Source organism: Pseudomonas sp. TE36184 (assembly GCF_054060055.1).
This window is the reverse complement of the sequence record NZ_JBSSCU010000001.1, coordinates 4,946,289-4,960,205: the sequence shown is the minus strand read 5'-3', so window position 1 is coordinate 4,960,205 and position 13,917 is coordinate 4,946,289. Positions and strand designations below refer to the sequence as shown.

The 13,917-nt window shown below is 59.8% G+C and carries 13 protein-coding genes and 2 pseudogenes; 2 read left to right on the top strand and 13 right to left on the bottom strand.

Annotated features, from left to right (window positions below):
- Positions 1-34: 34 nt before the first annotated feature.
- The 10 genes and pseudogenes from ACVWZP_RS22245 to ACVWZP_RS22200 form a co-directional block, all read right to left on the bottom strand.
- Positions 35-136: pseudogene (locus ACVWZP_RS22245) on the bottom strand (putrescine ABC transporter permease PotI); the annotation flags it as partial.
- Between the two features lie 204 nt (positions 137-340).
- Positions 341-415, bottom strand: a pseudogene (locus ACVWZP_RS22240) (hypothetical protein); the annotation flags it as partial.
- Between the two features lie 136 nt (positions 416-551).
- Positions 552-1,436, bottom strand: coding sequence for an ABC transporter permease subunit (locus ACVWZP_RS22235; RefSeq protein ID WP_046381717.1), 885 nt, complete (start codon positions 1,434-1,436; stop codon positions 552-554).
- On the bottom strand, positions 1,433-2,353 hold the full coding sequence (locus ACVWZP_RS22230) for an ABC transporter permease subunit (protein ID WP_046381716.1): 921 nt from the start codon (positions 2,351-2,353) through the stop codon (positions 1,433-1,435). The genes ACVWZP_RS22235 and ACVWZP_RS22230 overlap by 4 nt, the downstream gene beginning before the upstream one ends.
- The gene (locus tag ACVWZP_RS22225; protein ID WP_017845078.1) at positions 2,350-3,492 is read right to left on the bottom strand and encodes an ABC transporter ATP-binding protein; all 1,143 of its coding nucleotides are present in this window, start codon (positions 3,490-3,492) and stop codon (positions 2,350-2,352) included. The genes ACVWZP_RS22230 and ACVWZP_RS22225 overlap by 4 nt, the downstream gene beginning before the upstream one ends.
- 66 nt (positions 3,493-3,558) lie before the next feature.
- Positions 3,559-4,653: a polyamine ABC transporter substrate-binding protein gene (locus ACVWZP_RS22220; protein WP_017845079.1), complete on the bottom strand. Its 1,095-nt coding sequence runs from the start codon at positions 4,651-4,653 to the stop codon at positions 3,559-3,561.
- A 239-nt stretch (positions 4,654-4,892) separates the two neighbouring features.
- Entirely contained in the window at positions 4,893-5,987 is a 1,095-nt protein-coding gene (locus ACVWZP_RS22215; RefSeq protein ID WP_026139797.1) for a polyamine ABC transporter substrate-binding protein, read from the bottom strand.
- A gap of 207 nt (positions 5,988-6,194) precedes the next feature.
- Complete coding sequence (locus tag ACVWZP_RS22210) at positions 6,195-7,559, bottom strand: aspartate aminotransferase family protein (protein ID WP_017845081.1); 1,365 nt, start codon at positions 7,557-7,559, stop codon at positions 6,195-6,197.
- A 58-nt stretch (positions 7,560-7,617) separates the two neighbouring features.
- A complete protein-coding gene (locus tag ACVWZP_RS22205) occupies positions 7,618-8,976 on the bottom strand; it encodes a glutamine synthetase family protein (protein WP_017845082.1) in 1,359 nt (452 codons plus the stop codon).
- Positions 8,977-9,094: 118 nt separating this feature from the next.
- Positions 9,095-9,367: a glutamine amidotransferase gene (locus tag ACVWZP_RS22200; RefSeq protein ID WP_126585162.1), complete on the bottom strand. Its 273-nt coding sequence runs from the start codon at positions 9,365-9,367 to the stop codon at positions 9,095-9,097.
- Positions 9,368-9,645: 278 nt separating this feature from the next.
- Between ACVWZP_RS22200 and ACVWZP_RS22195 the strand changes: the two genes are divergently transcribed.
- On the top strand, positions 9,646-11,022 hold the full coding sequence (locus ACVWZP_RS22195) for a glutamine synthetase family protein (protein ID WP_026139798.1): 1,377 nt from the start codon (positions 9,646-9,648) through the stop codon (positions 11,020-11,022).
- Between the two features lie 232 nt (positions 11,023-11,254).
- On the top strand, positions 11,255-11,896 hold the full coding sequence (locus tag ACVWZP_RS22190; protein WP_079444895.1) for a TetR/AcrR family transcriptional regulator: 642 nt from the start codon (positions 11,255-11,257) through the stop codon (positions 11,894-11,896).
- Positions 11,897-12,076: 180 nt separating this feature from the next.
- Here ACVWZP_RS22190 and ACVWZP_RS22185 read toward each other — a convergent pair whose 3' ends face one another.
- Genes ACVWZP_RS22185 through ssuC form a run of 3 tightly spaced genes read right to left on the bottom strand, consistent with a single transcriptional unit; the run spans position 12,077 to position 13,912 of the window.
- Entirely contained in the window at positions 12,077-12,292 is a 216-nt protein-coding gene (locus tag ACVWZP_RS22185) for a TOBE domain-containing protein (protein WP_017845085.1), read from the bottom strand.
- A 28-nt stretch (positions 12,293-12,320) separates the two neighbouring features.
- A complete protein-coding gene (gene ssuB / locus ACVWZP_RS22180) occupies positions 12,321-13,127 on the bottom strand; it encodes an aliphatic sulfonates ABC transporter ATP-binding protein (RefSeq protein WP_457370158.1) in 807 nt (268 codons plus the stop codon).
- Complete coding sequence (gene ssuC / locus ACVWZP_RS22175; RefSeq protein WP_046381713.1) at positions 13,124-13,912, bottom strand: aliphatic sulfonate ABC transporter permease SsuC; 789 nt, start codon at positions 13,910-13,912, stop codon at positions 13,124-13,126. The genes ssuB and ssuC overlap by 4 nt, the downstream gene beginning before the upstream one ends.
- Positions 13,913-13,917 lie beyond the last annotated feature (5 nt).

The window sequence follows — 13,917 nt, the reverse complement described above, 5'->3', positions numbered from 1 at the left end:
CCGACGCTTGTCCGGCTGCTGCCAGCCATCGGCTGGCCGCTTCTTCGATCGACAGGTCCAGCTCGCGCAAGCGCGCCGACACCACCACCGCCACATACGCCGCGCAGAACGTGGTGTGGGTGATCCAGATGTGGACGGCCTGATCAACCTGGAACGCGGTCAAAATGTGGGAGGGGGCTTGCCCCCGATGGCGGTGGATCAGTCACAGCTTCAGTGACTGACACTCTGCTATCGGGGGCAAGCCCCCTCCCACATTTGCACCGTGTCGGCCATTAGACCGGTGCAGGCGCCCGACGCTTGTCCGGCTGCTGCCAGCCATCGGCTGGCCGCTTCTTCGATGCTCGCGCAAGCGCGCCGACACCACCACCGCCACATACGCCGCGCAGAACGTGGTGTGGGCGATCCAGATGGTGACGGCCTGATCAACCTGGAATGCGGTCAAAATGTGGGAGGGGGCTTGCCCCCGATGGCGGTGGATCAGTCACAGCTTCAGTGACTGACACTCTGCTATCGGGGGCAAGCCCCCTCCCACATTTGCACCGTGTCGGCCGTTAGACCGGCGCAGGCGCCCGACGCTTGTCCGGCTGCTGCCAGCCATCGGCGGCCGCTTCTTCGATCGCTTGCTGGATCGCCTTCTTGCGCATCTCTTCGGCACGTCGGCTGAAGAACCACACCAGGAAAGTCACCAACGACACCGCCAGCAGAATCAGGCTGGCCACGGCGTTGATCTCCGGTTTGACCCCCAGGCGCACCGCCGAGAAGACTTCCATCGGCAACGTGGTCGAACCCGGGCCCGACACGAAGCTGGCGAGTACCAGGTCATCGAGGGACAGCGCGAAGGACATCATCCCACCCGCCGCCAACGACGGCGCGATCATCGGGATGGTGATCAGGAAGAACACCTTCCACGGCCGCGCGCCCAGGTCCATCGCCGCTTCTTCGATCGACAGGTCCAGCTCACGCAAACGCGCCGACACCACCACCGCCACATACGCCGCACAGAACGTGGTGTGAGCGATCCAGATGGTGACAATGCCACGCTCCTGGGGCCAACCGATCATCTGCGCCATCGCCACGAACAGCAGCAACAGCGACAGACCGGTGATCACCTCGGGCATGACCAACGGCGCGGTCACCAGGCCGCCGAACAGCGTGCGGCCCTTGAACTGGCTGATGCGCGTCAGCACGAACGCCGCCAATGTACCCAGCGCCACGGCCGCTATGGCCGTGTAGCAGGCGATTTCCAGGGAACGCGCCACCGAGCCCATCAACTGGGTGTTGTCCAGCAGGCCCACGTACCACTTGATCGACCAACCGCCCCACACCGTCACCAGCTTGGATTCGTTGAACGAGTAGATCACCAGGATCAGCATCGGCAGGTAGATGAACAACAACCCCGCCACCAGCATGAAGCTTGAGAAACTGACGCGCTTCATATCTTGCCCTCCATCTCTTTGGCTTGGCTGCGGTTGAACAGGATGATCGGCACGATCAGGATCGCCAGCATCACCACCGCCAGGGCAGAAGCCACCGGCCAGTCACGGTTGTTGAAGAATTCTTGCCACAACACTTTACCGATCATCAGGGTTTCCGGGCCGCCGAGCAGTTCCGGGATCACGAACTCGCCCACCACCGGGATGAAGACCAGCATGCAACCAGCGATGATGCCGTTCTTGGACAGCGGCACGGTGATCTTCCAGAAGCTGTTGAAGGTGCTCGACCCCAGGTCCGAGGCAGCTTCCAGCAGGCTCTGGTCATGTTTCACCAGGTTGGCGTACAGCGGCAGGATCATGAACGGCAGGTACGAATAGACCACGCCGATATACACCGCGATGTTGGTGTTGAGGATCTGCAGCGGCTCGTTGATCAGCCCGATGGACATCAGGAAGCTGTTGAGCAAGCCGTTGTTGCTGAGGATGCCCATCCACGCGTACACGCGGATCAGGATCGCGGTCCAGGTCGGCATCATGATCAGCAGCACGAGGACGGTCTGCATCTCTTTGCGCGCACTGGCAATCGCATAGGCCATCGGGTAGCCGATCACCAGGCACAGCAGGGTGCTGAAGAACGCCATCTTCAGCGAGCCCAGGTACGCGGCGATGTACAACTCATCGTCGCCGAGCATCGCGTAGTTGGCCAGGTTCAGCACCAGTTGCAGCTTCTGCTCAACGAAGGTGTAGATCTCGGTGTAAGGCGGGATCGCCACGTCGGCTTCGGCAAAGCTGATCTTCAGGACGATGAAGAACGGCAGCATGAAGAACAGGAACAGCCAGAGGAAAGGGATCCCGATGACCACATGCCGGCCACCGGGGGTTATTCGTTGCAGCTGGCGCTTGAATTTTTTCATGTTCATGAGCGAAGTACCACGCCGCTGTCGTCTTCCCACCACACGTACACCTGATCACCCCAGGTTGGGCGCTGGCCACGGCGTTCGGCGTTGGCGACGAAGGATTGCACGAGCTTGCCGCTCGGCAACTCGACGTAGAACACCGAGTGGCCGCCGAGGTAGGCGATGTCGTGGACCTTGCCGCTGGACCAGTTGTGCTCGCAGGTCGGCATTTGAGTGGTGACCAGCAGTTTTTCCGGGCGGATGGCGTAGGTCACCGACTTGTCTTCCACCGAAGTGGCGATGCCGTAGCCGACGTAGATGTCGCGGTCCAGGTCCGGGCACTTGAGCACTGCGTGGCCTTCAGCGTCGTCGACCACCTGGGTGTCGAAGATGTTGACGTTGCCGATGAACTCGCACACCAGGCGGCTGGTCGGCGTCTCGTAGATGTCGACCGGGCTGCCGATCTGCGCGATCCAGCCCAGGTGCATGATCGCGATGCGCTCGGCCATGGTCATGGCCTCTTCCTGGTCGTGGGTCACCATCACGCAGGTCACGCCGACGCGCTCGATGATTTCCACCAGTTCCAGTTGCATCTGCGAACGCAGTTTCTTGTCCAGCGCCCCCATCGGCTCATCGAGCAGCAGCAGTTTCGGGCGCTTGGCCAGGGAACGGGCCAGGGCCACACGCTGGCGCTGGCCACCGGACAACTGGTGTGGCTTGCGCTTGGCGTACTGGCTCATCTGCACCAGCTTGAGCATCTCGGCCACGCGGGCGTCGACTTCGGCCTTGGGGATCTTGTCCTGTTGCAGGCCAAACGCGATGTTCTGCGCCACGGTCATGTGCGGGAACAGCGCGTAGGACTGGAACATCATGTTGATCGGCCGCTCGTAGGGCGGCATGTCGGTGATGTCCACACCGTCGAGGTAAATGCGACCCTCGGTTGGGCGCTCGAAACCTGCGAGCATGCGCAACAAGGTGGATTTGCCCGAACCCGAACCGCCGAGCAAGGCGAAGATCTCGCCTTTCTTGATTTCCAGGGACACATCGTCCACGGCAATCGTCTCGTCGAACTTCTTCGTGACCCGGTCGATTTTGACCAGCACCTTTTTCGGTGTCTGGTCGCCCTCGAGGGCTTTCTTATAGGCGCCGGAGGCAACTGCCATTTACGAAACTCCCAAAAAAAAGAGTGCAGTTCGCCCGACGCGGGCGAACCCAGGATAGTTTGAGCCTTACTTGCCCGTCTTGACCTTGGTCCAGCTACGGGTCATTAAACGCTGCACTTTCGGGGGTAGCTCGAAGTTGACAAATGTCCGGTCGAGAACCGCCTGCGGTGGGTAAACCGCTTCGTCGGTGCGTATCGATTGCTCCATCAGTGCGTCCGCCCCTGGGTTAGGGTTGGCATAACCGACGTAATCACTGACCTGAGCGATAACCTCAGGTTGCAGTAAATAGTTGATGAAGGCGTGGGCTTCTTTAACGTTGGTCGCGTCCTTGGGGATCGCCAGCACGTCAAACCACAGGTTGCCGCCTTCTTTCGGAATCGCGTAGGCGATGTTCACGCCCTTGCCCGCCTCGGCTGCGCGGGCCTTGGCCTGGAACACATCGCCGGAGAACCCGGCCGCCACGCAGATGTTGCCGTTGGCCAGGTCGGAGATGTATTTGGAAGAATGGAAGTAGGTCACATAAGGCCGCACTTTCAGCAGTTTCGCTTCGGCCTTCTTGTAGTCTTCGGGGTTCTCGCTGTTGGGGTTCAGGCCCATATAGTTGAGCACCGCCGGCAGCATTTCATCTGCCGAGTCCATGAAGGACACGCCGCACGTCGCAAGCTTTTTCATGTTTTCCGGCTCGAACAGCACGGCCCAGGAGTCGATCTTGTCGACGCCCAGCACTTCTTTGACTTTATCGACGTTGTAACCGATGCCGTTGGTGCCCCACAGGTACGGCACGGCGTATTGGTTGCCCGGGTCGTTCTTTTCCAGGCGCTTGAGCAGCGCCGGGTCGAGGTTGGCGTAGTGAGTCAGCAACGACTTGTCGAGCTTCTGGAACGCCCCGGCCTTGATCTGTTTGCCGAGGAAGTGATTGGACGGCACCACCACGTCGTAACCGGTACGTCCGGCCAGCAACTTGCCTTCCAGGGTTTCGTTGGAATCAAACACGTCATACACAGGCTTGATACCGGAGGCCTTTTCAAAGTTGGCCAGGGTGTCGGGGCCGATGTAGTCCGACCAGTTATAAACATGCACAGTCGATGCGGCCTGCACGCTGACAGCCAGCGTGATACCTGCACCTACCAGCAAGGCTTGGCGAAATAAAGAAAATGGCAAGTGGAGGTCCTCTTAAATAGTTGGGCCCAAAGTTGTTGCCCGGCAACAAAACCGGCGCGCAACTTACCCTCGATAAACCGATCCGGCAAAACTTTCTGTCATTTAATTACTGTACGGCTGCCGCTCTTTGTAGGAGCGAGCTTGCTCGCGAAGAACTCACAGGCAACGCGGGCGACCAGAGGCGCTGCGTTATCGTTGACGATTTTCGCGAGCAAGCTCGCTCCTACAGATTACCTCGCTTATTTGCCCGATTTGATTTTGGTCCAGCTACGGGTCATTTCACGCTGAGTCGCTGCCGGCAAGTCGGCAATGGCATACAGCTTGGCTTGCACGTCCGCTGGCGGGTAGATGCCTGGGTCGCTGGTGATGTCTTTGTCGACCAATGCGGTGGCTTTCTCGTTACCGTTCGGGAAACGCACGCTGTTGGTGATCGCAGCCATGACTTTCGGCTCGAGCAGGTAGTTCATGAACTTGTAGGCCGCTTCGACGTTTTCGGCATCTTTAGGGATGGCGACCATGTCATAGAAACTGCCGGCGCCTTCCTTCGGAATGTCATACGCCACTTTCACCTTGCCACCGGCTTCAGCCGCGCGGGATTTGGCCTGCTGGATGTCACCCGAGTAACCCACGGCTACGCAGATGTTGCCGTTGGCCAGGTCGGAGATGTACTTGGACGAGTGGAAGTAGCCGATCGAAGGACGGATCTTCAGGAACAGGTCTTCAGCTTGCTTGAGGTCGGCTTTCTTCTGGCTGTCGGTCGGCAGGCCCAGGTAATGCAGCGCGATCGGCAGCATTTCGGTTGGCGAATCGAGGAAGCTCACACCGCAGCTCTTGAGCTTGGCGATGTTTTCCGGCTTGAGCAGGATGTCCCACGAATCGATCTTGTCGACACCCAGCGCGGCCTTGACCTTCTCCGGGTTGTAACCGATGCCGATCGAACCCCACATGTACGGGAAAGCGTGCTTGTTGTCCGGGTCGCTGACCGACACGGCCTTGAGCAGCGACGTGTTCAGGTTTTCGTAGTTGGACAGCTTGGACTTGTCCAGCTCCTGGTAGACGCCGGCCTTGATCTGCTTGGCGAGGAAGTTGTTCGACGGTACGACGATGTCGTAACCGGACTTGCCTGCCAGCAACTTGGCTTCAAGGGTCTCGTTGCTGTCGAATACGTCGTACACCACTTTGATGCCCGACTCTTTTTCAAAGTTGGCGATGGTGTCCGGAGCAATGTAGTCGGACCAGTTATAGATGTGCAGCACTTTATCGTCTGCCTGGGCCGCGCCCGCCATTGCGCCCATCAGGGACAACGCGAGGAGGGTCTTGCCAGCGTTCTTCAAACCTAATGCCTTCATTTGGTGATGCTCCAATTTTCTTTTTTGGGCCGCAGCATGCTTCATCGATATACAGCTGTTCGGCAGCCCGTCGAAGGGCAGCAAAACAGGACTACAGTCTGGCAAGTTAGGGGGCCGGCTTTCAACTAACCCCCCACTTTTATAACTGCCCGAACGCAGCGCCCGAGAGTCACTGCGTTCTGAGCCTAGCACTTAGCCCTGCAATGCCGCCAAAGTCAGGTCCAGGCAATGACGAGCCTTGGTCACCAGCTCGTCGATTTCGGTCTTGCTGATCACCAGCGGCGGCGAAATGATCATGGTGTCACCCACGGCGCGCATGATCAGGCCATTCTCGAAGCAGAAGGTTCGGCAGATCATGCCAACACCGCGGCCTTCGTAACGCTTGCGCGTCGCTTTGTCCTGAACCAGTTCAATCGCACCGAGCATGCCGACACCACGCACTTCACCCACCAACGGATGATCAGCCAGCTCCCTCAGACGTTTCTGCAAATACGGTGCCGTTTCATCATGCACACGCTTAATAATTTGTTCATCGCGCATGATGCGGATGTTTTCCAGAGCGACCGCCGCGGCCACCGGGTGACCGGAGTAGGTGAAGCCGTGGTTGAAATCGCCGCCTTCATTCAGCACCGCCACCACCTCGTCGCGCACGATCAGGCCACCCATCGGGATGTAGCCCGAGGTCAGGCCCTTGGCGATGGTCATCATGTCCGGCTTGAGGTCGTAGAAATCGCTGCCGAACCACTCGCCGGTACGGCCGAAACCGCAGATCACCTCGTCGGCGACGAACAGGATGTCGTACTTGGCGAGGATTTCCTTGATGCGCGGCCAGTAGCTGTCCGGCGGCACGATCACACCACCGGCGCCCTGGATCGGCTCGGCAATGAAGGCGCCGACGTTGTCCACGCCCAGTTCCAGAATCTTCGCTTCCAGCTGGTTGGCGGCCCACACACCGAACTCTTCGGGGCTCATGTCGCCGCCTTCGCCAAACCAGTACGGCTGGGCGATGTGGACGATGCCCGGGATCGGCAAGTCGCCCTGCTCATGCATATAAGTCATGCCGCCGAGGCTGGCGCCGGCCACGGTGGAGCCGTGGTAGCCATTCTTGCGGCTGATGATGATTTTCTTGTTCGGCTGGCCCTTGATCGCCCAATAGTGGCGGACCATGCGCAACATGGTGTCGTTGCCTTCGGAGCCGGAACCGGTGAAGAACACGTGGTTCATGCCGGCCGGTGCAACGTCGGAGATCGCCTTGGCCAGTTCCAGCACCGGCGGGTGGGCGGTCTGGAAGAACAGGTTGTAGTACGGCAGTTCTTTCATCTGCTTGGCGGCGGCGTCAGCCAGTTCATCGCGACCGTAACCGATCGCCACGCACCACAGGCCGGCCATGCCGTCGAGGATCTTGTTGCCTTCGCTGTCCCACAAGTAAACGCCGTGGGCTTTAGTAATGATCCGTGGGCCTTTCTCTTTCAACTGCTTGAAGTCGCTGAACGGCGCCAGGTGGTGATCACTGCTCAAGGCTTGCCATTCACGGGTTTGCGGGTTGTTGCTGGACATACCAATCTCCTAGACTTTTCAGTGGAGGGCGCGCCGTTCAACGGGCGCGCCCGGCGCATCAGACGGCGAAGAGCAGGAACTCCCGCTCCCACGAACTGATCACGCGCTTGAAGTTTTCATGCTCGGCCCGCTTGACCGCGACGTAGCCAGTGATGAATTTGTGACCCAGGTATTTCTCGATGGTCTTGCTGTTTTCCATGCGTTCCAGGGCGTCTTCGATGGTCAACGGCAGGCGCAGGTTGCGCCGCTCGTAACCACGGCCGACGACCGGCGCGCTTGGGTTGTGCCCTTCGACCATGCCGATGTAGCCGCACAACAGGCTGGCGGCGATCGCCAGGTACGGGTTGGCGTCTGCGCCCGGCAGGCGGTTTTCCACGCGACGGTTCTGCGGGCCGGCATCCGGTACGCGCAGGCCGACGGTGCGGTTCTCTTCGCCCCACTCCACGTTCACCGGCGCCGAAGTGTCCGGCAGGAAGCGGCGGAACGAGTTCACGTTGGGGGCAAACAGCGGCAGCAATTCGGGGATGAATTTCTGCAGGCCGCCAATGTGGTTGAGGAACAGTTGGCTCATGGTCCCGTCTTCATTGGAGAAGACGTTCTTGCCGGTGGCGATGTCGATGATGCTCTGGTGCAGGTGCATCGCGCTGCCGGGCTCGCCGGTCATCGGCTTGGCCATGAAGGTGGCGGCCACGTCGTGCTTAAGCGCGGCTTCACGCATGGTGCGCTTGAACACCAGGATCTGGTCGGCCAGGGACAGCGCGTCGCCGTGACGGAAGTTGATTTCCATCTGCGCCGTGCCGTCCTCGTGGATCAGGGTGTCGAGGTCCAGCTCCTGCAGTTCGCACCAGTCGTAGACGTCCTCGAACAGCGGGTCGAATTCGTTGGCCGCTTCTATAGAGAACGACTGCCGACCGGTTTCCGGGCGCCCGGAACGGCCGATCGGCGGTTGCAGCGGGAAGTCCGGGTCTTCGCAACGCTTGGTCAGGTAGAACTCCATCTCCGGCGCCACGATCGGCTGCCAGCCTTTGTCGGCGTAGAGCTTGAGGACTTTCTTGAGCACGTTGCGCGGCGACAGTTCGATCGGGTTGCCTTGCTTGTCGTAGGTATCGTGGATCACCTGGGCGGTAGGCTCGATGGCCCACGGCACCAGGAACACCGCGTTCTGGTCGGGGCGGCAGATCATGTCGATGTCGGCCGGGTCGAGCAATTCGTAATAGATGTCGTCTTCGACATAGTCGCCGGTCACGGTCTGCAACAGAACGCTCTCGGGCAGGCGCATGCCTTTCTCGGCGATGAACTTGTTGGTCGGCGAGATCTTGCCCCGGGTGATACCGGTGAGGTCGCCAATCATGCATTCGACTTCTGTGATCTTGTGGTCTTTCAACCAATCGGTGAGCTGGTCGAGGTTGTTACTCATAAATGCCTCTGGGCTGGGTTTCCTGACGTTCATTAAAGGTCAGGCGTCGGTTGACGCATCGGCGTCGCTGGTTCATCAGAGTGGGAGCTTAACCGCCATTTGGGGTGCCGTTGCACTCCTAAAGCAAAAGGCTTGCCTCCCGTGCAGGATAATGAGCGGCAACCGCAAAAAAGGCAGGACCGGCGTCATGAAAAGGGTGAGTACAAGAAAATGAACGGGGCACGCGAACAGCGTCCTGGCCGTCAAGAATAATGGCCGGATCGAAGGGGCTTATCGGGGATGGAATCATCAATGGGAATGCGCGTTCGCAACATTCGACACGGATCTGAAAAGCATGCAGACCGACCTGTTTCGCGCAGGTGGTGATGCCGATTAACGGCAGGCCAGACATGAAGCACCCCGGTATTATTGCTGTTATGGGTTTAAATCGAGCTTAGCCTTGTTCATTTTTTTACACAACACCCCCGTAAAAAATACAACACGGCCCGCTCAAGCCTGCTAGTCCCAAGCCGGGCAACCGAGCAAAACCGCCCCAAAAAGCCCCAAAAAAGCCCTCATGGCGCTTTTTTGGGGCAAAAAAGGCCTCGCTTGACTTCGGCATGCCGTTCGGGTTGACTGAAACCTGAAAAGATCAATGATTGATATTTTTAACAACAAAGGTGTTGCATCATGTCGGTACCCCCGCGTGCCGTTCAGCTTAACGAAGCGAACGCGTTCCTTAAGGATCATCCTGAGGTTCTGTACGTAGACCTTCTAATTGCGGATATGAATGGTGTGGTGCGCGGTAAGCGCATCGAACGCACCAGCCTCCACAAGGTTTACGAGAAAGGCATTAACTTGCCTGCCTCTTTATTTGCCCTGGATATCAACGGCTCAACGGTGGAAAGCACCGGCCTGGGCCTGGACATCGGTGATGCTGACCGAATCTGTTATCCAATCCCCGACACCCTGTGCAATGAACCTTGGCAAAAGCGCCCGACCGCGCAACTGCTGATGACCATGCACGAAATTGAAGGTGAACCTTTCTTCGCCGATCCGCGCGAAGTACTGCGTCAGGTTGTAAGCAAATTCGACGACCTCGGTCTGACTATCTGCGCTGCCTTCGAGCTTGAGTTCTACCTGATCGACCAGGAGAACGTGAACGGCCGCCCACAACCGCCCCGCTCGCCGATCTCCGGCAAACGCCCGCACTCGACACAGGTCTACCTGATCGACGACCTCGACGAATATGTCGACTGCCTCCAGGACATCCTGGAAGGTGCCAAAGAGCAAGGCATCCCGGCTGATGCCATCGTCAAGGAAAGTGCCCCGGCGCAGTTCGAAGTGAACCTGCACCACGTGGCCGACCCGATCAAGGCCTGCGACTACGCGGTACTGCTCAAGCGCCTGATCAAGAACATCGCCTACGACCATGAGATGGACACCACCTTCATGGCCAAGCCTTACCCAGGCCAGGCAGGCAACGGTTTGCACGTACACATTTCGATCCTGGACAAGGACGGCAAGAACATCTTTGCCAGCGAGGATCCCGAGCAGAACGCCGCATTGCGTCACGCGATCGGCGGTGTGCTGGAGACCCTACCCGCCCAAATGGCGTTCCTGTGCCCCAACGTCAACTCCTACCGTCGTTTCGGCGCACAGTTCTACGTGCCGAACTCGCCGTGCTGGGGCCTGGACAACCGCACCGTGGCGATCCGCGTGCCGACCGGCGCGGCCGACTCCGTGCGTATCGAACACCGCGTGGCCGGTGCCGATGCCAACCCCTACCTGCTGATGGCTTCGGTCCTGGCGGGCGTACACCACGGCCTGACCAACAAGATCGAACCGGGCGCGCCAGTGGAAGGCAACAGCTACGAGCAGAACGAACAAAGCCTGCCGAACAACCTGCGCGATGCCCTGCGCGAGTTGGACGACAGCGAGGTGATGGCCAAGTACATCGATCCTAAATACATCGATATCTTCGTCGCCTGTAAGGAAAGTGAGCTGGAAGAGTTCGAACACTCCATCTCCGACCTTGAGTACAACTGGTACCTGCATACCGTGTAAGCGCTGGTTGCACTGAAAAAACGTCGCAGGCCTTTGGTCTGTGGCGTTTTTTTATGGGTTGCTTTTGGTAGACCGAGTTGGCCGCCATCGGGAGCAAGCTCCCTCCCACATTTGAACGAGTTTTCCTGAAGAAACCGGTTCGAGTGTGAGAGGGAGCTTGCTCCCGATGGCGGCCTGGCAGACAACACCGGCTCCTGCTCATACAATGCCCGCTGCCTTGTAGGAGACTTCCATGACCACCCGCCCCGCCGCCCCTCGCAAACCCCGCGCCCGCAGCCAGGCCCGGATCGACGCGATCCTCGACGCCGCCCGCACGTTGCTGGCGTCCGAAGGCGTGGCCGGTTTGTCGATCTACAGCGTGGCCGAGCGCGCACAGATTCCGCCATCGTCGGTGTATCACTTTTTCGCCAGCGTGCCGGCGCTGCTGGAAGCGTTGACCGCTGACGTCCATGCGGCATTCCGCGCCGCAATCCAGGCGCCCATCGCGCATGATTCACTCAAGTATTGGCGCGACCTGTCTTACATCGTCGAACAGCGCATGCTCACCATCTACAGCAACGACGCCGCCGCCCGCCAGCTGATCCTGACCCAGCACGGGCTGACCGAAGTGAATCAGGCCGACCGCCAGCACGATCTGGAGTTGGGTGACTTGATGCTGGCCGTGTTCAACCGGCATTTCGAAGTGCCGACCCTGCCCACCGATGTGGACGTGTTCGCGCTGGCGCTGGAATTGAGTGATCGCGTGTATGCGCGTTCGGTGCATCAGCATGGGCTGATCACGCCGCGCATGGCTGAGGAAGGCATGCGCGTGTTCGATGCGTATGTGGGGCTTTATCTGCCGGCGTATTTGCCCAAGCGGGGCGTCACTGTCTGATGGATGTGTTGTCTGGCAGGGCCTCATCGGGAGCAAGCTCCCTCCCACATGTGATCGAGCTTTCCTGAAGAAACCGGTTCGAATGTGGGAGGGAGCTTGCTCCCACATGTGATCGAGCTTTCCTGAAGAAACCGGTTCGAATGTGGGAGGGAGCTTGCTCCCGATAGCGCCCTCAAGTGATCACAACTTGGCGATCGACACCTCGGTGGATTTGACGAAGGCAATCACCTCGCTGCCGATCACCAGCTCCAACTCCTTGACCGAACGGGTGGTGATCACCGACGTCACGATCCCGGACGCGGTCTGCACGTCGATTTCCGAGAGCACGTCGCCTTCGACGATTTCCTTGACGGTGCCTTTGAACTGGTTACGCACGTTGATGGCTTTGATAGTCATATCGTTTTTCCTTCATGGGACAAGTGAGTTATTGCGCCCACCGCAATTGCGTAGGCAACGGTGAAACAGGTTCGGGTTCCGGCGGGGTGCCGGGCAGCGACAGCACACGGTTGAGCACCTGCGCTTCGAGCGCGGCCAGGCGATGCGAGCCTCGGGCGCGTGGACGCGGCAGGTCGACAATCAGGTCGAGGCCGATTTCGCCGTCTTCGATCAGGATCACCCGGTCGGCAATGGCCACGGCTTCGCTGACGTCGTGGGTTACCAGCAACACGGTGAAACCATGCTTCTGCCAGAGGCTTTCGATCAGTTGCTGCATCTCGATGCGGGTCAACGCATCCAGCGCGCCCAACGGCTCATCGAGCAACAACAGACGCGGCTGATGAATCAACGCACGCGCCAGGGCCACACGCTGCTTCTGGCCACCGGACAAGGCCGCCGGCCACTCATTCGCACGCTCGGCCAGGCCGACTGCTTCGAGCGCTTCCAGCGCCTTGGGACGCCAGTTGCCCTTGAGGCCGAGGCCGACGTTGTCGATGATCTTTTTCCACGGCAGCAGACGCGCTTCCTGGAACATCAACCGCGTGTCTTCGATCGCCGCGCCAAGCGGCGCGGAGCCGGCCAGCAGCTCACCGCTGCTGGCCTTGTCGAGGCCGGCGAGCAGGCGCAGCAAGGTACTTTTACCGCAGCCACTGCGGCCGACCACGGCAACGAACTGGCCCGCCGGAATATGCAGGTCGATGCCCTTGAGCACTTCCCGCGCGCCAAAGGCCTTGCGCAATTTGCGCACCGCCAGGAGAATCCCCTTCAGCAGGCGCGGAGGTTGTTGAGCGGTCATGCCGCACCTCCTTTATTCACTTGATAAGCCGGATGCCAGCGCAGCCACACACGCTCCAGGCCGCGCGCTGCGAGGTCGGCCAGCTTGCCGAGAATCGCGTACATGACGATGGCCAGCACCACCACGTCGGTTTGCAGGAATTCACGGGCGTTCATCGCCAGGTAACCGATACCGGAACTGGCCGAAATGGTTTCCGCCACGATCAGCGTCAGCCACATGAAGCCCAGGGCAAAACGCACGCCCACCAGGATCGACGGCAGCGCGCCCGGCAGGATCACCTGGCGGAACAGGCTGAAGCCGGACAAGCCGTAGCTGCGCGCCATTTCCACCAGCGCCGGGTCGACGTTGCGGATGCCGTGGTAGGTGTTGAGGTAGATCGGGAACAGCGTGCCGAGGGCGACCAGGAAAATCTTCGCGGTCTCGTCAATGCCGAACCACAGGATCACCAGCGGGATCAACGCCAGGTGCGGCACGTTGCGGATCATCTGCACCGAGCTGTCCAGCAGGCGCTCGCCCCACGTCGACAGGCCGGTGATAAAGCCCAGGGCCAGACCGATGCTGCCACCGATCACAAAACCCAGGCCCGCGCGCCAGCCGCTGATGGCCAGGTGCGTCCAGATTTCACCGCTGCGTACCAGGTTGACCCCGGCCTCGATCACCGCGCTCGGCGCCGGCAGAATCCGCGTCGACAACCAACCCGCCGACACCGACAACTGCCACACCGCCAACAGCAACACCGGCAGCACCCAAGGCGCCACGCGATGGCTCAGTTTTTCCACATTCATGGCGC